This window comes from Anaerostipes butyraticus, from assembly GCF_016586355.1.
Taxonomy (GTDB): Bacteria; Bacillota; Clostridia; order Lachnospirales; family Lachnospiraceae; genus Anaerostipes; species Anaerostipes butyraticus.
In genome coordinates this window covers 1-17,072 of the sequence record NZ_BLYI01000046.1, presented here as the reverse complement: position 1 = coordinate 17,072, position 17,072 = coordinate 1, and the positions used below count along the sequence as shown (strand labels likewise).

General features: G+C 42.8%; 19 protein-coding genes and 1 pseudogene. 2 read left to right on the top strand and 18 right to left on the bottom strand.

From position 1 onward, the window contains the following. Positions 1-22 precede the first annotated feature (22 nt). The 10 genes from rplW to hxlB (JMF81_RS10620) all read right to left on the bottom strand — a co-directional run bounded on the left by rplW (position 23) and on the right by hxlB (JMF81_RS10620) (position 7,827). On the bottom strand, positions 23-322 hold the full coding sequence (gene rplW / locus JMF81_RS10665) for a 50S ribosomal protein L23 (protein ID WP_201311442.1): 300 nt from the start codon (positions 320-322) through the stop codon (positions 23-25). After that, a complete protein-coding gene (gene rplD / locus JMF81_RS10660) occupies positions 322-942 on the bottom strand; it encodes a 50S ribosomal protein L4 (protein WP_201311441.1) in 621 nt (206 codons plus the stop codon). Before rplD ends, rplW begins: the two co-directional genes overlap by 1 nt. 29 nt (positions 943-971) lie before the next feature. Then, complete coding sequence (gene rplC, locus JMF81_RS10655; RefSeq protein WP_201311440.1) at positions 972-1,601, bottom strand: 50S ribosomal protein L3; 630 nt, start codon at positions 1,599-1,601, stop codon at positions 972-974. Positions 1,602-1,689: 88 nt separating this feature from the next. Beyond that, positions 1,690-2,010, bottom strand: coding sequence for a 30S ribosomal protein S10 (rpsJ, locus tag JMF81_RS10650; protein WP_201311439.1), 321 nt, complete (start codon positions 2,008-2,010; stop codon positions 1,690-1,692). A gap of 793 nt (positions 2,011-2,803) precedes the next feature. Continuing rightward, complete coding sequence (locus JMF81_RS10645; RefSeq protein ID WP_201311438.1) at positions 2,804-3,745, bottom strand: aldo/keto reductase; 942 nt, start codon at positions 3,743-3,745, stop codon at positions 2,804-2,806. A gap of 92 nt (positions 3,746-3,837) precedes the next feature. Next, positions 3,838-4,395: a 6-phospho-3-hexuloisomerase gene (gene hxlB / locus JMF81_RS10640; RefSeq protein ID WP_201311437.1), complete on the bottom strand. Its 558-nt coding sequence runs from the start codon at positions 4,393-4,395 to the stop codon at positions 3,838-3,840. An 11-nt stretch (positions 4,396-4,406) separates the two neighbouring features. Next, positions 4,407-5,033: a 3-hexulose-6-phosphate synthase gene (gene hxlA / locus JMF81_RS10635; protein WP_201311436.1), complete on the bottom strand. Its 627-nt coding sequence runs from the start codon at positions 5,031-5,033 to the stop codon at positions 4,407-4,409. Positions 5,034-5,068: 35 nt separating this feature from the next. Continuing rightward, the gene (locus JMF81_RS10630; RefSeq protein ID WP_201311435.1) at positions 5,069-6,226 is read right to left on the bottom strand and encodes a mannitol-1-phosphate 5-dehydrogenase; all 1,158 of its coding nucleotides are present in this window, start codon (positions 6,224-6,226) and stop codon (positions 5,069-5,071) included. Positions 6,227-6,243: 17 nt separating this feature from the next. Further along, complete coding sequence (locus JMF81_RS10625) at positions 6,244-7,251, bottom strand: dihydroxyacetone kinase subunit DhaK (RefSeq protein WP_201311434.1); 1,008 nt, start codon at positions 7,249-7,251, stop codon at positions 6,244-6,246. Positions 7,252-7,263: 12 nt separating this feature from the next. After that, positions 7,264-7,827, bottom strand: coding sequence for a 6-phospho-3-hexuloisomerase (gene hxlB / locus JMF81_RS10620; RefSeq protein ID WP_201311433.1), 564 nt, complete (start codon positions 7,825-7,827; stop codon positions 7,264-7,266). 204 nt (positions 7,828-8,031) lie between these two features. Between hxlB (JMF81_RS10620) and JMF81_RS10615 the strand changes: the two genes are divergently transcribed. After that, a complete protein-coding gene (locus tag JMF81_RS10615) occupies positions 8,032-8,799 on the top strand; it encodes a DeoR/GlpR family DNA-binding transcription regulator (protein WP_201311432.1) in 768 nt (255 codons plus the stop codon). Between the two features lie 82 nt (positions 8,800-8,881). On the opposite strand, the pseudogene JMF81_RS16800 reads toward JMF81_RS10615, so the two are convergent. The 8 genes and pseudogenes from JMF81_RS16800 to acpP form a co-directional block, all read right to left on the bottom strand. Continuing rightward, a pseudogene (locus tag JMF81_RS16800) lies at positions 8,882-10,547 on the bottom strand (acetyl-CoA carboxylase carboxyltransferase subunit alpha). Positions 10,548-10,549: 2 nt separating this feature from the next. Further along, a complete protein-coding gene (locus JMF81_RS10600) occupies positions 10,550-11,917 on the bottom strand; it encodes an acetyl-CoA carboxylase biotin carboxylase subunit (RefSeq protein ID WP_201311429.1) in 1,368 nt (455 codons plus the stop codon). 16 nt (positions 11,918-11,933) lie between these two features. Continuing rightward, entirely contained in the window at positions 11,934-12,359 is a 426-nt protein-coding gene (gene fabZ, locus JMF81_RS10595) for a 3-hydroxyacyl-ACP dehydratase FabZ (protein ID WP_201311428.1), read from the bottom strand. Positions 12,360-12,373: 14 nt separating this feature from the next. Beyond that, complete coding sequence (accB, locus tag JMF81_RS10590; protein ID WP_201311427.1) at positions 12,374-12,814, bottom strand: acetyl-CoA carboxylase biotin carboxyl carrier protein; 441 nt, start codon at positions 12,812-12,814, stop codon at positions 12,374-12,376. A gap of 14 nt (positions 12,815-12,828) precedes the next feature. Further along, positions 12,829-14,073, bottom strand: a complete 1,245-nt coding sequence (gene fabF / locus JMF81_RS10585) for a beta-ketoacyl-ACP synthase II (protein WP_330597402.1) — start codon at positions 14,071-14,073, stop codon at positions 12,829-12,831. Positions 14,074-14,084: 11 nt separating this feature from the next. Beyond that, positions 14,085-14,825, bottom strand: coding sequence for a 3-oxoacyl-[acyl-carrier-protein] reductase (gene fabG, locus JMF81_RS10580; RefSeq protein WP_201311426.1), 741 nt, complete (start codon positions 14,823-14,825; stop codon positions 14,085-14,087). After that, positions 14,819-15,745 carry an ACP S-malonyltransferase gene (gene fabD / locus JMF81_RS10575; RefSeq protein ID WP_201311425.1) on the bottom strand — a complete coding sequence of 309 codons (927 nt, stop codon included), beginning with the start codon at positions 15,743-15,745 and terminating at the stop codon, positions 14,819-14,821. The genes fabG and fabD overlap by 7 nt, the downstream gene beginning before the upstream one ends. Before the next feature lie 98 nt (positions 15,746-15,843). Beyond that, the gene (gene acpP / locus JMF81_RS10570; protein ID WP_201311424.1) at positions 15,844-16,077 is read right to left on the bottom strand and encodes an acyl carrier protein; all 234 of its coding nucleotides are present in this window, start codon (positions 16,075-16,077) and stop codon (positions 15,844-15,846) included. 420 nt (positions 16,078-16,497) lie between these two features. Here acpP and mscL point away from each other — a divergent pair, with 420 nt between their 5' ends. Then, positions 16,498-16,926, top strand: coding sequence for a large conductance mechanosensitive channel protein MscL (mscL, locus tag JMF81_RS10565; RefSeq protein WP_201311423.1), 429 nt, complete (start codon positions 16,498-16,500; stop codon positions 16,924-16,926). The last annotated feature ends 146 nt before the right edge of the window (positions 16,927-17,072 follow it).

Sequence of the window (17,072 nt, the reverse complement as noted above, 5' to 3'; positions counted from 1 at the left end):
TGTCTTTCGTTTCCGCCGGATTTTATAATCCTTCGAAGATTTCGATATCAGCGCTTTCTTCTGTCAGCTGAACGATTGCTTTCTTTGTCTTAGCAGTTTTTCCAAAAGTCATTCCACGTCTCTTTGTCTTTCCTGCGCTGTTCATTGTGTTGACTTTTTCTACTTTTGTTCCTTCGAACATTTTTTCCACTGCTTCTTTAATCTGGGATTTCGTTGCAGATGGATGAACTAAAAAAGTATATTTCTTCTCAGCCATAGCATTCATGCTTTTTTCTGTGATAACCGGCTTTAAGATAACGTCATAATATTTAATATCTGCCATTATGCATATACCTCCTCGATATTTGCAACTGCTTCCTTAGAAACAACTACAGTGTCATATTTCAAAATATCATACACATTGATCGTGCTTGTTAATGCTGTTTTAACACCAGGGATGTTTCTGGCAGATAAAATCAGGTTGTCGTTCTTTCCATTCATAACAACCAGAGCTTTCTTTACATTGAAGCTGTCCAGCATGTTCTTTACATTCTTTGTTTTGATTTCATCAAATTTGAATTCGTCAACAACAATGAATTTGTTTTCCTGTACTCTGGATGTCAGTGCAGACTTCAGAGCCAGACGTCTTTCTTTCTTGTTTAATTTCTTTGTATAGCTTCTTGGTGTTGGAGCAAATACAACTCCTCCGCCTGTCCACTGTGGAGCACGGATAGATCCCTGTCTTGCATGACCTGTTCCTTTCTGTCTCCAAGGTTTTCTTCCACCGCCGCGAACTTCAGAACGTGTTTTAGCTTTCTGAGTTCCCTGACGATTGTTTGCCAGCTGGCTTACAACTGCCAGATGTACTAAATGTTCATTTATTTCTACGCCAAAGATGCTGTCATTAAGATCTAATTTATCAACTTCTTTGCCTTCCATATTCAACACAGATACTGTTGCCATCTTATATAGTCCTCCTTTCTTCTAAAGACCTACGCCTTTACTGATTCTTTTAACATTACTAAAGATTTCTTTGGTCCTGGTACGGAACCTTTTACTAAAATAATGTTTTCATCAGCGTCAACTCTTACTACTTCCAGGTTCTGGATTGTAACTCTTTCTGCACCCATCTGTCCTGGCATCTTCTTTCCTTTGAATACTTTGCTAGGATCAGAAGCCATACCATTGGAACCAGCGTGACGATGATATTTAGAACCATGGCTGGATGGACCTGATTTCAAACCGTGACGTTTGATACCACCAGCGTATCCTTTACCTTTAGATGTTGCAGTTGCGTCAATCTTGTCTCCAGCTGCAAAAATGTCAGCTTTGATTTCCTGTCCAACTGTATATTCTTCAGCATTTTCAAATCTGAATTCTCTTACATATCTCTTTGGAGATACTTCTGCTTTATCAAAGTGTCCTTTCTGAGGTTTGTTGATTCCTTTTTCTTTCTTGTCAACGAAACCTACCTGAACTGCACTGTATCCGTCATTTTCTACTGTTTTAACCTGTGTTACAACACATGGTCCTGCCTGCAGTACAGTGACTGGAGTTAATACTCCATCTTCGTTAAAGATCTGTGTCATACCGATCTTTGTTGTTAAAATCGCTTTTTTCATTTTAGATATTCCTCCTATTTAATCTACAGCGGATTATAACGTGTGACGTTGTAATCATCCTAGACGCCCAAAAAGCTCAAGGGGATTACTATTTTGTTTTCATCTTGATGTCGATGTACACACCAGCTGGTACTTCCAGTTTGGATAAAGCATCAACTGTTTTCTGTGTCGGTGTAATGATATCGATCAGTCTTTTGTGAGTTCTCTGCTCGAACTGCTCTCTGGAATCTTTGTACTTATGTGTCGCACGAAGGATTGTGATGATTTCCTTCTTTGTCGGCATAGGTACCGGTCCGCTAACCTTAGATCCTGTTTTCTTTACTGTTTCGATAATACTCTTTGCAGATGCATCAATTAACTGATGATCATATGCTTTTAATGTAATTCTCATTACCTGACTTGCTGCCATAAAAAAAGCCGCCTCCTTTTCGTACTATAATTTGCTTGTAGCACGACAAGTGGTGACTGTACACTCCTCCGTGTGTATCGTGAAATCTACACACTGCGTCTCTATTCATACGCTCTCGATCTTTCGACAATAAATAGATTGTAATTCGTACAGTGACTTGTCGCCAGTTTTAACAACTTGACATTCGCTCCACGGAAAACCTGTACCGGCTTTTACCGATACAGCAACCTCACGCTTCAACGCTATCAAGGTCACAACGATTTGATTATATATGAAAAAACAGGGAAATGCAAGGACTTTTTTCACTTTTTTTGTATGTATGGAAGAAAGTACAATGCAGGAGTTTTTTCCTGTCATGTGCATCCTATATATAATAGAAGAAACTCATTTTTCCTCTTTCTGCCAACCGGGCATTTGACACCATCGCGCAGCACTTCTTCCATATATCATCTATACCGTATAATTGTCGGATAATATATTGTATGATGCAATACAGATAAATCAATTCGTATCATTTCTATCACATATCAGTCTGTTGTCTTACAGCTGATTCAATAAGAAGGAATTTTTATGAAGGAACTGTTCCAGTTAAAAAGTTTTCGAAAAAATTTCATCTTCATGCTTATTTTACTTATTCTTGTTCCCATTTCAAACGATTTTAACACAGACACACCGATTCCGGCAGGCGGAGGTTCCCTGCCCCTCTATTTGATTATCGTGGTACCTCACGCACATTGCGCAAAAAATATAAGCTCTTTCACCTGTTTGTCCCACAAGTGAAAGAACTTATATTTTATAAATAATTTCCAAACCGGTCTTTCTTCGGTTCTTTTCCTTCCCGGATTAATTCTTCCAGCAGCAGAAAGCGATAAGTTTTTCCGTCATCCCCGATTCGAATCTGTTTTTTGGTCATATTCCAGATCTGGTTCATCTCATTTTCTTCCAGACTGAAATCAAAAATTCCCTTATTTTCTTTAATTCTTCCTGGATTCGAAGACTTCGGTACAGCACCGAACCCATTCTGGATATGCCAGCGGAGAATAATCTGACCAGGAGTTTTCTGATGATTCTCTGCGATTTTAATGATCACCGGATCTTTCATGGGACTTTCCACCTTCATTCTCTCCTCTCCTTTTTCTGTTTTGCTGTCTTTCCTGCTTTCTCCTGCTGCCGCAAGCGGACTCCATGCCACCGGAAATACATTGTGCTCCCGGCAGTAATCTATGATTTCATACTGGACCAAATACGGATGCATCTCGATCTGATCCACCATCGGCATTACTCCTGTTTCCTGGGCGCATGCTTCCATATGTTCCGGATAAAAATTACTCACTCCAACCGCCCGCAATACCCCTTCTTCATACAGCCGCACCAGTGCCTTCCATGTGGGAATATACATCTTTTCTCCCGGCCAGTGGATCAGGTACAGATCTAAATACTCCATACCCAATCGTTTCAGAGAAGCTTCCACCGCATATAGCGTAGAATCATATCCCTGAAAACGGTTCCTGACTTTTGTCGTGACAAAGATTTCTTCTCTTTTCTTTCCGGAACGCCGGATTCCCTCGCCAACTGCTTCTTCATTTAAATATACCTGCGCGGTATCTATAGCATCATATCCGTTTTCCAGGGCGTACTGTACCATATCCGCACATTGATCGTCTTTTAACTTCCACGTTCCAAATCCAAGATACGGCATCTCAACTCCATTCCTTAATTTCCTTTTGTATTCCATTCCACCCTCCTGCTTTCATACTTATAAAGGGAGCACTGTCAGCAATGCAGCACTCCCCATTTTCATTTCTGTTGTTCTATTGCAGATGTCTCCTATTCCATATTGGCATGGCGTTTAAATAAATCCTTATCTGTCTGATTTGTAAGCTTCATAAGATCCATAACCATGGCGTCATATGTAATCCAGCATAATTCCTCGAAAGAAGATCCTGCCGCCTGGACGCTGTCCTGGCCTTTCCCTTCGACTTTTTCCGTCACTCCTGGAATCCGGATTGCCGCATCCGCCATAGAGCCAATCGTATTCTCCAGGAACATGGTAAGAGTCGCCACCTTTGCCCCCTGTTCTTTGGCTTTTTTTGTATTAGATACAAGACTTGCTGTATTACCGGAACCGGAACCGACGATCAGAAGATCGCCTTCCTGAATGGACGGCGTGGTAGGCTCTCCCACAAAATATACCGTATATCCAAGATGCATCAGACGATTGGAAAATCCTCTGGCCGCAAACCCGGAGCGCCCGGCTCCGCTGATAAAGATACGATTTGCTTCCGTGATCAGTTTCTCTACTTCTTTTAACTTGTCATCATCTATCTGTTCCGCATTTTCCTTTAGTTCCTCTAAAATCTCAAAAATATTTTTACACTCTGTCATCCCGTATCCTCCTACATCATTGCCTCTTTGATTGCTTTTGCTTCTGCCGCCGGATCTTCGGCATTTCCTATGGCACTTCCTACAATAATGATTTCCGGTTTTAAAGCGGCATATTTGTCAATCGTCTTGCTGCTGATTCCTCCGGCAACTGCGATTTTAGCTTTCTTTGCGCTGCCGGTCATGACTTTAAGATCCTGGATTGGCTCTCTTCCAACCGCCTGAGCATCCGCTCCGGTATGCACTGCCAGTACGTCAACTCCGATCTCTTCCAATTCCGCCACTTTCCCAGGAATATCCTCGATCGTGATCATATCAACGACCAGTTTCTTTCCGTAATCCTGTGTTGCCCGAAAGGCCCCTTTTACTGTCAGAACATCCGCAGCAGCGCACACAGTTACATAGTCTGCCCCTGCTTTGATCGCATTTTCCGCTTCCAGATATCCGCCATCCATAATCTTGCAGTCTGCCAGTATTTCCTTGTCAGGATAAGCCTTTTTAAAAGTCTCTACCGCATTGTTGCCTGCATCAAGACAAAAAGGTGTTCCGATTTCAATAATGTCTACGTAATCTTTTACCTTCTCCATCATTTCCAGCGCTGCATCCATTTTCATTTCATCCAAAGCCAACTGTAATTTCATGATTCTCTCCTCCTGATCTTTTAAATATCATTATGTTATTTATACTGTTTCTTTAATTCGTCATAATTTTTTACAATCTCCGCAAACATCCTGCTTCCTTCCTGAATTCCGGTAAAATGAGGGATTGCTTTTTCAATTCCATGTTCCCTCACATAGGAAAGCAGTTCCACAGACTGTTCATCTGTTTTTACATCAAATAGAAATGCTGCCGCAATTCCTTTTAACAGCAATTCATTTGGAAGTCCCAGTTCTTCACACTGAGAAGCCGGTCCCACCAGACGGTCATCTGCCCCCAGTTTCCGAATCGGCGCTCTGGAAATTCGCTCCACCGTATCTGTAATTCCCGGTGTCAGGAAACGGTTCAGTGCAAAATTCACATAATCTTCCATTTCCTGATGAGTAAACCCATGTTTCTTTTCCACAAGAGCAGCCACTTCTCTCATCACGGCTCTTGTCATCTCTACATTTTCTTCTTTCGCAAAATAATCCTGAATGATCTTATATCCCATTAAATGCGCCATATATCCAGACCATGCATGACCGCAGTTGATCACATATAATTTCCTTTCCAGAAATTTTTGAAGATTGTCTGTATACTCAGCTCCTTTGATTGGTTCCTTTTCCGGATCCGTAAGTTTCTCTTTTTCAATTACCAGCTCATGATCTTTTCCAATTTCGATTCCATCTCTTCCGTCACGGTCTATTCCAAATACCATTCGATCCACTGCCGTATTCGGCACTGATGCAATCTGATCCAGCTCCCCCTCTGTCAGAATACCTGTGGCAAGAATTTCTTTCTTCAGCATATCTCCGCATAAAATTGCATTTTCACATGGAATTACATTGATCTTCTCTTTTCCTGCATCCAGTCTTGCCTTGAGACCCTTTGCAAGATTTCCGGCAATCTTAGGAAAATTATCTGCCAGCACTGCTGTTGTCACCAGATCCGCCTCCACAATGGCTGTTGTCACTTCTTCCGGCTGCGCAGCCGGGGAGAGGGCGGAAACTTTATCTATCTCCTTTCTCTTATAATCTTCTTCAATCACATACAGATAGTAGTTATGGTACTGATTTAATTCCTGATTCACTGCTTCATTCACATCTACAAATACTATTTCGTACCCGGTGTCATGCAGCAATTCCGCAATAAAACCTCGTCCAATCTTTCCTGCTCCAAAATGTACCGCCTTCATGTTTCTTCCTCCTGATTTTATTTTGCTTTTACTGTCAGGCCAGGACATCCAGCCTCATAATCCAATAGTTCTTTCAATTCATCATCCAGGCGCATAATCGTCAGAGCCGCACCATTCATATCCAGCGATGTAACATAATTTCCTACAAACGCTCTATAAACATGGATGCCTTTCCGCTCCAGATACTTTTCTGCCCTGCCATATAATACATACTGTTCCATCACCGGCGTCGCTCCCAGTCCCGATAAGATGACCGCTGTTTCATCTCCTCTGGCCAGTTCCAGGTCTTCACAGACCGCTTCCGTCATCTGATCTGCGATTTCGTCTGCAGACTTCAGTTCCTGAACATTCATCCCCGGCTCCCCATGATGTCCAATCCCAAATTCCATTTTTCCATTTTCTATATTGAAATTAGGATGTCCTACCGCTGGAATCGTACATGGTTCCAGTCCCACGCAGATACTTCTTGTGGCGTCCACCGCTTTCTGCGCAGATTGAATCACCTCATCCAGACTGCCGCCGAGAGCCGCTCTCGCTCCTCCGATTTTCCACATAAACACACCGCCGGCGATGCCATGACGTTTCTCCTTTGTTTCCTTTGGAGAAGAAGAAATATCGTCTGTGGCAGCAACCATTTTTACTTCCACACCCTTTTTTCCTGCTTTTCGAATTGCCATTTTAACATTCATATTGTCACCGGCATAATTTCCAAAAAGACAGGCAACTCCTTTTCCGGCGTCAGCTTCCAGGAAAGCATCATAAAATGTCTGAGCAGATGGAGAGGAAAAAATCTCACCGACCGCAGCCGCATCCATCATATTTTCTCCTACATATCCAAGAAACGCCGGCTCATGTCCGCTTCCCCCTCCGGTTACCAGCCCGACCTTGCCTTCTACCGGCGCATTCTTATATTTCACCACTCTGTCATTTTTCTCAGATTTTACGATCAGATCTTCATGAGCCTTCACAAAGCCTTTCACCATATCGTCCACAATATAATCCGGATCATTTACAAATCTCTGCATTTTGAAACTCCTTTATTCCAAATTTGTATGACGTTCCATCATCTCTTCGCTTGTCTGTCCAAGCTTATCCATTAAAACCATAATAATACTGTCATAAGTCAGCCAGCTCAGCTGTTCAAAAAGATTTCCCATCGGCTGTACAGATTGTGCCGGGTTTTCTTCACCTGCCGCTTTCTTTGGAGTAGATCCCGGAACTTTCACAATGACATCTGCCATTTCACCAATCGTATGATCCGGAAACATTGTAACCGTCATGATTTTCGCTCCCACATCTTTCGCTTTCTCTCCCATGACAATCAGACTTTTTGTCGTTCCGGAACCGGATCCTAATACGATTACATCATTCTCTCTGATTCGCGGGCAGGAAATCTCCCCCACAAAGTGCACATCAAACCCCATATGAAGCAGCCGGTTTGCAAACGCTCTGGCAGCCAGTCCTGAACGTCCTGCTCCCGCCAGAAAAATCTTATCTGCCGATATCATAAGATCCGCTGCAGCCTGTATCTCTTCCTCTTTTACCCTGTCTGCATATTTTGACAGTTCATTTGTAATGATCTTTAATTTCTGGGCCTCCATCCTTTATTCCTCCTTAAATGCATTTTCGTGTGATTTTATGTGTTATTTTGTTGTTTTATGATGTTATAATAATTCATTTTGCCACATTTGTCAATATTAATGTTGCATTTTGTGACTTTTTGAGGGTAATCGGGAATTGTACACGTTGACCTGTGCATTCACATGCTGTAAAATAAACTTATAATATCAGGAAGGAGATACTATATGGGCAAATTGATCGCCGCTGAGCGGCAAAAAGAGATACTAAAACTGCTGCATGACAACGGCAGTGTGAAAATCGGACAGCTGGCTGAACAATTTCAGGTTTCCCGCGAGACGATCCGCCGCGATTTGTCTTATCTGAACGAAATCGGCGCTGCACAGAGAAGTCACGGCGGTGCAACTTCCATGTATGAATTTGGAACTGTTCCGATAGAAACAAGAATTAATAAAGATGCAGATATTAAAATCAAGCTTTGTGAAAAAGCCCTGGATTTTATCCCGCCGACAGGAGTTATTTACCTGGACGCCGGGAGTACGATCGTTCATATGGCAAAATTGTTGAGTCAGCGTTCCGGATGTACGATCGTCACTTGTTCTTTAAGCGCTGCCAATGTTCTGATCAACAGTGACAACACAACGATCATAACCGGAGGGCAGCTGAACTCCGGCAATATGTCCGCAGAAGGATTCCAGGCAACTAACTTTATCAACAATCTGAAAGTCGCTGTTTCTTTCCTTGGAACTAACGGATTTGAACAGCATAAAGGTCCGGCGGTTTCTGCTTTTGCAGATGCTCAGACAAAACAGGCTATTATCCCTAACTCCAAATTAAATGTTGTTATCTCTGACAGTTCCAAAGCGTCAACTTCCGCTTTGATCCAGTACGCGAGCTGGAGAGATATCGATTATTTCATCACCGACAGCGATCTTCCAAAACCAATCTATGATTCCATCAGTGAAATGACAAACGTTATTCTGGTAGATGTGTAAAAGACAAAAAAAGTTCAGACATCATGTCTGAACTTTTTTTGTCTTTTATCAAACTGTATTAAATGATCCTTATTCCTTTTAATCAGAATTTACGGAATCTTTCATATCTCTGATTAACAATCTGCTCCGGAGTCATTTTATCGTATCTCTCCAGGAAATCACAGATCATGCCTTTCATTTTTTCAGAAATTTCCAGAATATTATCAATGCACGCCGGTTCCTGTTCTTCAATTACTTCTTCCACAACACCAAGTTCTTTCAGATCCTGGGCCGTAATCTTCATTACTTTTGCCGCTTCTGAAGCACGGTTTCCATCTTTCCAGAGAATTGCAGCAAAACCTTCCGGAGACAAAACAGAATATGTCGCATTTTCCATGCTCCACACTTCATTTCCCACTGCCATGGCAATGGCTCCTCCGCTTCCGCCTTCTCCGATCATAATAGAAAGAATCGGCACTTTCATATTTGACATTTCAAACAGATTTCTTGCGATTGCTTCTCCTACTTCCCGCTCTTCTGCTTCGATTCCGCAGAAAGCACCCGGAGTATCCACAAACAGAATGATCGGTCTGTGGAATTTTTCTGCCTGGCGCATCAGACGCAGAGATTTTCGATATCCTTCCGGCAGAGGCATTCCGAAATTCCTCATAATATTTTCTTTTGTGGAACGTCCTTTCTGCTGTCCAATGACTGTAACTGCTCTTCCACCGATGGAAGCCAGTCCTCCTACGACAGCTTTGTCATCCCCATAGAGACGGTCTCCATGAAGAGACATATAACGGTCAAAAATCGTAGAAATGTAATCAAGGCTGGTTGGGCGTTCCGGTGATCGGGATATTTCCACCCTCTCCCAAGGTGTAAAATTACTGCTCATATTCACAACTCCTTATAATCGTATTCAATACTTTGCGAAGATTTTTACGTTCCACGATTTTATCAACAAATCCATGCTCCAGCAGAAATTCTGATCTCTGGAATCCTTCCGGCAGCTTCTGTCCGATGGTCTGCTCGATAACCCTAGGTCCTGCGAATCCAACCAGCGCTCCCGGCTCAGCCAGGATGACATCACCAAGCATGGCAAAACTTGCAGTGACACCGCCTGTAGTCGGATCTGTAAGAACCGTAATATAAAGGAGACCGGCCTCATCATGTTTTCGAAGAGCTGCTGAAGTCTTTGCCATCTGCATCAGAGAAATGATTCCTTCCTGCATTCTGGCTCCTCCGGAACATGTGAAAATAATGACCGGAAGCCTCATCTCTGTTGCTCTCTCAACTGCACGGGTGATCTTTTCTCCTACTACTTCTCCCATGCTTCCCATCATGAAATCAGCTCCCATAACGGCGATCACAACTTCTTTGCCTCCGATTTCACCTTTTCCAGTGATAACGGCCTCATCCATATTCGTTACAGATTTCTGACGTTCCAGTTTCTTCTTGTAACCCGGAAAGTTCAATGGATCTGAAGTTTCCATTCTTTCATCCCATTCCTGGAAAGTTCCTTTGTCCAGCACCATAGCAATTCGGTTTCTCGGACGTACTCTGAAATAACTTCCACAGTAAGGACAAATGTAATAATTTTCAATGATATCTTCGTTATACACAGGCTTTCCGCAGCTGCTGCATTTCTGGAACAGCCCTTCCGGCACCTGATATTCTAACAGAGTGTCTTTCGCTTTACGGATTCGTTCTGCCTGTTTTTTCTCCTGCGGCGTTAAAGTCCGCTTCTTAAACATTTCTTTTAATGGCATTGTTATTCATCCTCCGACTTCTCTTCCCTTGCCTTCTGAAATCTCTCAATAAATCCGGTATCCACATTTCCCGCGATAAAATCCGGATCGTTGATGATCTCATACTGATAATCGATGTTCGTCTTAATTCCTTCCAGTACAACTTCTCCTAAAGCGTTTCTGAGCTTTCTTAAAGCAAGCTGCCGGTTCTTATCGTATACGATCAGTTTCGCCACCATGGAATCATAGTATGGCGGAATCTCATAGCCTGCAAACAGAGCTGAATCAATTCTGACTCCCTTGCCTCCCGGAAAATGTACATTTGTTACAGTTCCAGGGCTCGGGCGGAAATCATGTTCTGTATCTTCGGCATTGATACGTACCTCAATCGCATGGCCGCGTACCTGGATATCATCCTGGCTGTAAGTCAGCGGCTGCCCGGCTGCGATGCGGATCTGCTCACGAATCAGATCGATTCCTGTAACCCACTCTGTTACCGGATGCTCTACCTGAATTCTTGTATTCATCTCAATAAAATAGAATTCTCCATGCTTGTCTCTCAGAAACTCAATGGTTCCGGCACTGTAATATCCAGCTGCCTTCGCTGCCTTGACGGCAATTTTTCCCATTCTTTCTCTTGTCTCTTCATCGATTGCCGGTGAAGGAGATTCTTCAATAAGTTTCTGATGTCTTCTCTGAATGGAGCAGTCACGTTCTCCCAGATGAATGGCATTTCCATATTTGTCCGCAAGAATCTGGAACTCAATATGCCTTGGATCCTCAATATATTTTTCAATATACATGGTTCCGTCTCCAAAAGCGTTCTCTGCCTCCAGTTTTGCTGTTTCAAATGTATGCACGAATTCATCAGAGGAGTAGCATACACGCATACCCTTTCCTCCGCCTCCGGCAGAAGCCTTGATCATAACCGGATATCCCATCTCATCCGCGATTTTTTTGCCTTCTTCTGCTTCATAAACGGCATCTTTCGTTCCCGGAACAACAGGAACGCCTGCTTCCATCATCGTCTTCCTTGCCTCAGATTTATTTCCCATCTTATCGATGATCTCAGCAGAAGGTCCGATGAATGTGATATTGCATTTTTCACACATCCGTACGAATTTACTGTTTTCTGACAGGAAACCAAATCCCGGATGAATCGCATCAGCGCCAACTGCCATTGCTGCTCCTACGACACGCTCCATATCCAGATAACTGTCTTTAGCCGGAGCCGGCCCGATACAGACAGTCTCATCTGCCAGCTGAGCATGCAGAGCGTCTTTATCTGCTTCCGAGCAGATGGCTACAGACATGATATCCATCTCACGACAGGCACGGATGATTCGTACTGCAATCTCACCTCTGTTTGCGATTAGTATCTTTTTAAACATATATCGACACCCTCTCTTATCCAATCATAAATGTGATTTCCCCAGATGCAACAACTTTTCCGTCTACTTTGGCCGTTCCTTTTCCGACACCAACCGGTCCTTTGACCTTAATGATCTCAACTTCCAGAGACAGCACATCTCCCGGAACAACTTTGCCGCGGAATTTTGCTTTGTTTACACCACCGAGAAATGCGATCTTCCCTTTGTTTGCTTCATCAGAAAGTACACAGATCGCGCCGGCCTGAGCCAGTGCCTCAATGATCAGGACACCCGGCATAACCGGTTCCTGAGGAAAATGTCCTGCAAAAAAAGGCTCGTTATATGTAACACATTTCTTTGCCAAAATACGTTTTCCGGTTTCCATTTCTTCTACACGGTCAACCAGCAGAAAAGGACTTCTGTGGGGAATCGTGTTCATAATATCTTTAATGTCCATTAACATGATATGCCCCCTTTTTATTTGACCACGATCAATGGCTGTCCGTATTCTACCATCTCACCGTTTTCTACAAGGATTTCAGCTACTGTTCCGTCATAATCGCTTTCTACTTCATTCATAAGTTTCATTGCCTCTACGATTCCGATGACCTGTCCTTTCTTTACAGTGTCTCCGACAGATACAAACGGATCTGCTCCTTCAGACGGAGCCGCGTAGAATGTACCAACAAGCGGTGCTTTTACCTGATTTCCTTCAACTTCAGGTTCTTTTTCTTCCGGTGCCGCAGGCGCAGCTGCCGGAGCAGGTGCTGCCGCTGCCGCCGGAACAGCTTCCGCTGCAACAACCTGTGTCTTATTTTTCATGATGCGGACAGAGCATTTTTCATCACTGTATTTAAACTCATCTACTTCTGAATCTGATACCGCCTGTATCAATTCCTTCATTTCTTCGATTTTCATATTTACGGATCCTCCTATCCTTCGAATTTCTTCACAAGAAGCGTCGCGTTATGTCCTCCAAATCCAAGGGAATTACTCATAACATAATTTACTTCGCGATCTGTTACCGGCTCCAGTGTATAATCAAGATCACACTCTTCATCCGGAACCTTTAATCCAACCGTCGGATGGATGTAATTGTCTTCGATTGATTTTACGCAGGTAATAAATTCAATGGCTCCTGCAGCTCCCAGTCCATGTCCGATCATAGATTTTGTGGAACTGATCTTTACTTTGTAAGCGCTGTCTCCAAGCGCTTTTTTGATCGCCATTGTCTCAAAAAGGTCATTCGCATGTGTGCTCGTTCCATGGGCATTGATATAATCAATCTGTTCCGGTTTTACACCGGCTTCTTCCATAGCAAATTCCATGGCTCTTGCAGCCCCTTCGCCGTCTTCAGCCGGTGAAGTAATATGGAAAGCATCACTGGTTGCGCCATAACCTACAAGCTCTGCCAGGATCTTTGCTCCTCTCGCCTGAGCATGTTCCAGAGTCTCAAGTACTACGACTCCCGCACCTTCACCAATGACAAATCCGTCTCTTTCTTTGTCAAATGGTATGGATGCTCTCTCAGGATCATCGGAAGAGCTTAACGCTGTCAGCGCAGCGAAACCTCCAACCGCTACCGGAGTGATAGCCGCTTCTGTTCCTCCTGCCACCATAACATCCGCTTCTCCAATCTGTATAGAACGATAGGCTTCTCCTATGGACTGTGTTCCTGTGGCGCATGCAGTCACCACATTGATGCTCTTTCCTCTCAGGCCAAATGCAATGGAAACATTGCCCGCCGCCATGTTGGAAATCATCATCGGCACAGCCATCGGCTTGATTCTCCTCGGTCCTTTTTCATCAATCAGTCTGGTCGTGCTTTCAATGATCTGAAGACTTCCGATTCCGGAACCAACAGAAACACCAATCCTTGCCAGATCTTCTTTTTCCAAATCCAGTCCGGAATCCTCAATTGCCTCTTTTGCGGCAGCTACCGCATACTGAGAGAACAATTCCATTCTCCGGATAGATTTTCTGTCCATATATTTTTTCGGATCAAAATCTTTTACTTCCGCTGCCAGATGTGCCCTGTACTCTGATGCGTCAAAATGTGTGATCGGAGCAAATCCGATCTTCTGTTCCTTCACACTGCTCCAGAACTCTTCTACACTGTTTCCAATCGGAGTAATAGCACCCATACCGGTAACGACAACCCTTTTCAAATCTCTCATGTTCTTCTCCTTTACATTCCCATTCCGCCATCGACACCGATGGTCTGTCCTGTAATATACGCAGCTTTATCAGAAGCTAAGAACGCAACCGTCTCTGCTATATCTTTCGTCTGTCCCATGCGTTTCAATGGAATCGTTGCTAAAATGCTTTCTTTTACATCATCCGGAAGTACCTCTGTCATCTCCGTCTGAATATATCCAGGAGCTATGGCGTTCACTGTGATTCCTCTGGATCCCAGCTCCCTTGCCAGGGATTTCGTCATACCGATGATTCCAGCTTTTGAAGCACAATAATTTACCTGTCCTGCATTTCCCATAACGCCTGAAACAGATGACATATTGATAATATGACCATATCTTTGTTTCAGCATAATTCTTGAAACATGTTTCATGCAGTTAAAGGCTCCCTTTAAATTAACCTCAATGACTTTATCAAATTCTTCTTCGCTCATTTTCATAATGAGGTTATCTTTTGTGATTCCCGCATTGTTCACAAGAATATCGATTGATCCAAATTCTTTCTTTACAGAAGTCATCATCTCTTTTGCCACATTGAAATCAGACACATCTCCCTGGTATGCCTTGGCATTTCCTCCGGCTGCTGTGATCTCTTCCACAACTGCTTCTGCCTTATCTTTGGATCCACAGTAATTGACAATGACGGTTGCTCCGTATCCTGCAAGCGTGAGAGCTACCTCTCTTCCGATTCCACGGCTTGCTCCGGTGACTACTGCAACTTTACCTTCTAACATCCCAAGATCTCCTTTACTTTTTCCAAATCTTCTACTGTCGCAACATTAATTGCTTTTACACTTCGATCGATCTTACGCATAAATCCGCATAAAGTCTTTCCAGGTCCGATTTCAATGAATGTATCTGCTCCGTCCGCAATCATTTTCTCTATAGATTGTTCCCAGCGGACAGAAGAATAAACCTGTCTTCCAAGCAATTCCTTTACATCATCTTTTGATGTGACAAATTCTGCCGTTGTATTAGAAACATATGGAATCTCCGGATCTTTTACCTCTACATCAGAAAGTACATCAAGCAGTTTCTCTCCAGCTGGTTTCAACATCGGAGAATGAAATGGTCCGCTTACTTTCAGCGGAAGCACTCTTCTTGCTCCTGCCTCTTTCAGAGCCTCTCCTGCCTTTGCCACTGCCTGTGTCTCTCCGGAAATCACAATCTGTCCAGGGCAGTTATAATTCGCGATGGTGACGATTCCTTCTGCACCTTCTAAAACCGCTTCGATTTCTTCTTTTTTCATTCCAAGAACCGCAGACATAGCTCCTTCTCCCGCAGGAACTGTATCCTGCATCAGAATTCCTCTCTGTCTTACCACTTTTACAGCGTCCTCGAAACTCATAACATTTCCTGCTACCAGCGCACAGTATTCTCCAAGGCTCAGTCCGGCTGCCATATCCGCTTTTAATCCCATCTCTTCCAGCTTCTTAAGAATTGCTACGCTGGCTGTGACCATCGCCGCCTGTGTAAATTCAGTGATATTGATATCTTCATTTTCTTCAAAACAAAGCTTCTTTACATCAATATCCAGAACCTCATTCGCCTTGTCAAAGATTTCTTTGCTGCAGTCAAAAGCATCATAGAAATCTTTTCCCATACCTACATACTGCGCTCCCTGTCCAGGAAACATAAATACGGTTTTACCCATAATCCTCACCTCGCCAATTTCATTTATTTTGAATCTCAAAATATATGCTTCAAAAAATTGACTTATAACATATGTTATAAGTCAATCTTACAAATTTCTTAGTCTTCTACGCCCTTGTCTTTTAAGTAATTGATGACATCTCCAACAGTATTCAGTTCTGTAAGATCATCAGATGGAATCTCAACATCATATTCTTCTTCTAATGCCATAACTAATTCGAATAAGTCTAAAGAATCTGCGTCCAGATCGTCTTTGAAGGAAGCCTCTAATGTAACTTCATCTTCACTTACACCTAACTGCTCTGCAATGATTTCTTTCATCTTTTCTAACATAATCTTTCTCCTTCATACATTCAATTTAGTTTGATTATCAAAGTATAACTTCTTCTGGCACCGATTGTCAAGTTTACCAGTAAAATTACTCCTATATTATACTAAGCAATGGGAAATTATGCAAGCCTATCTGGACATTCTGTACTATATTATTTATCTTAATTGTGTGCTGTATTCTTAAGGTTTTCTCTCTCTTTTTTCTGTCCCTGCATCTTTCGATTCTGTCATGGATTTTTACTCTGGCTGAATGGCCGTTTTTTCATGTCTCTTTTTCTGTCTGCATCCTTCATTGATCCTCCGGTTCCTTCCAGAGAATCCAGAATATTTTTCCTGATATTTATTGAAAAGTTATCCTTTCCCGCTCTATAATAATTTCGTTCATTTATATGCATCTGAGAAACAAAAGAAAGGATTTTTGTTATGAAAAAATTTATAGAAGAATTTAAAACTTTTGCCCTGCGCGGAAACATGATGGATATGGCTGTCGGCGTTATCATTGGCGGCGCTTTTTCAAATCTTGTTACATCTCTTACAAATAATTTTATTTATCCTATTTTGAATTTTTTCACAGGAGGAGAAATTTACACCCTGAAGGATATCGCCGGATTCTTTTCTTCTTTTATTTCTTCTCTGGTCAATTTCCTGATTATGGCTTTCGTATTATTTTGTCTTCTGAAAGTAATCAACAAGCTGACATCCCTCGGACACAAGGCAGCGCCTGCCGCTCCTGAAACAAAAACCTGTCCTTTCTGCAAAAGCAAAATTGCAGCCGATGCCACACGCTGTCCTCACTGCACTTCCATGCTGGTTGCAGAAACTACTGAGGTTTCAGTTAAAACCACTTCCTGAGTTTTAAGACCTGCAGCCTGTACTGATCTCCTGAAGTCCTTCACACTCTTCTCCTGGGATTTCCTCCTCCTGGATCAGCTTTTATTGTGTCCACAGTATGGGACAGGCTTTCAAAAAGCATCCAAAACTAGTTTTTGCTGTGTCCA

Excerpts from the sequence above, each read along its gene's own strand:
- mscL (WP_201311423.1), top strand. The coding sequence starts at position 16,498 with ATGAAAAAATTTATAGAAGAATTTAAAACTTTTGCCCTGCGCGGAAAC.
- hxlB (WP_201311437.1), bottom strand. The coding sequence starts at position 4,395 with ATGACAGAGTGTAAAAATATTTTTGAGATTTTAGAGGAACTAAAGGAA.
- hxlB (WP_201311433.1), bottom strand. The coding sequence starts at position 7,827 with ATGGAGGCCCAGAAATTAAAGATCATTACAAATGAACTGTCAAAATAT.
- JMF81_RS10630 (WP_201311435.1), bottom strand. The coding sequence starts at position 6,226 with ATGAAGGCGGTACATTTTGGAGCAGGAAAGATTGGACGAGGTTTTATT.
- rplW (WP_201311442.1), bottom strand. The coding sequence starts at position 322 with ATGGCAGATATTAAATATTATGACGTTATCTTAAAGCCGGTTATCACA.
- fabD (WP_201311425.1), bottom strand. The coding sequence starts at position 15,745 with ATGGGTAAAACCGTATTTATGTTTCCTGGACAGGGAGCGCAGTATGTA.
- JMF81_RS10615 (WP_201311432.1), top strand. The coding sequence starts at position 8,032 with ATGGGCAAATTGATCGCCGCTGAGCGGCAAAAAGAGATACTAAAACTG.
- fabG (WP_201311426.1), bottom strand. The coding sequence starts at position 14,825 with ATGTTAGAAGGTAAAGTTGCAGTAGTCACCGGAGCAAGCCGTGGAATC.
- rplD (WP_201311441.1), bottom strand. The coding sequence starts at position 942 with ATGGCAACAGTATCTGTGTTGAATATGGAAGGCAAAGAAGTTGATAAA.
- JMF81_RS10645 (WP_201311438.1), bottom strand. The coding sequence starts at position 3,745 with ATGGAATACAAAAGGAAATTAAGGAATGGAGTTGAGATGCCGTATCTT.
- rplC (WP_201311440.1), bottom strand. The coding sequence starts at position 1,601 with ATGAAAAAAGCGATTTTAACAACAAAGATCGGTATGACACAGATCTTT.
- acpP (WP_201311424.1), bottom strand. The coding sequence starts at position 16,077 with ATGTTAGAAAAGATGAAAGAAATCATTGCAGAGCAGTTAGGTGTAAGT.
- accB (WP_201311427.1), bottom strand. The coding sequence starts at position 12,814 with ATGAAAATCGAAGAAATGAAGGAATTGATACAGGCGGTATCAGATTCA.
- rpsJ (WP_201311439.1), bottom strand. The coding sequence starts at position 2,010 with ATGGCAGCAAGTCAGGTAATGAGAATTACATTAAAAGCATATGATCAT.
- JMF81_RS10600 (WP_201311429.1), bottom strand. The coding sequence starts at position 11,917 with ATGTTTAAAAAGATACTAATCGCAAACAGAGGTGAGATTGCAGTACGA.
- fabZ (WP_201311428.1), bottom strand. The coding sequence starts at position 12,359 with ATGTTAATGGACATTAAAGATATTATGAACACGATTCCCCACAGAAGT.
- JMF81_RS10625 (WP_201311434.1), bottom strand. The coding sequence starts at position 7,251 with ATGCAGAGATTTGTAAATGATCCGGATTATATTGTGGACGATATGGTG.
- fabF (WP_330597402.1), bottom strand. The coding sequence starts at position 14,073 with ATGAGAGATTTGAAAAGGGTTGTCGTTACCGGTATGGGTGCTATTACT.
- hxlA (WP_201311436.1), bottom strand. The coding sequence starts at position 5,033 with ATGAAATTACAGTTGGCTTTGGATGAAATGAAAATGGATGCAGCGCTG.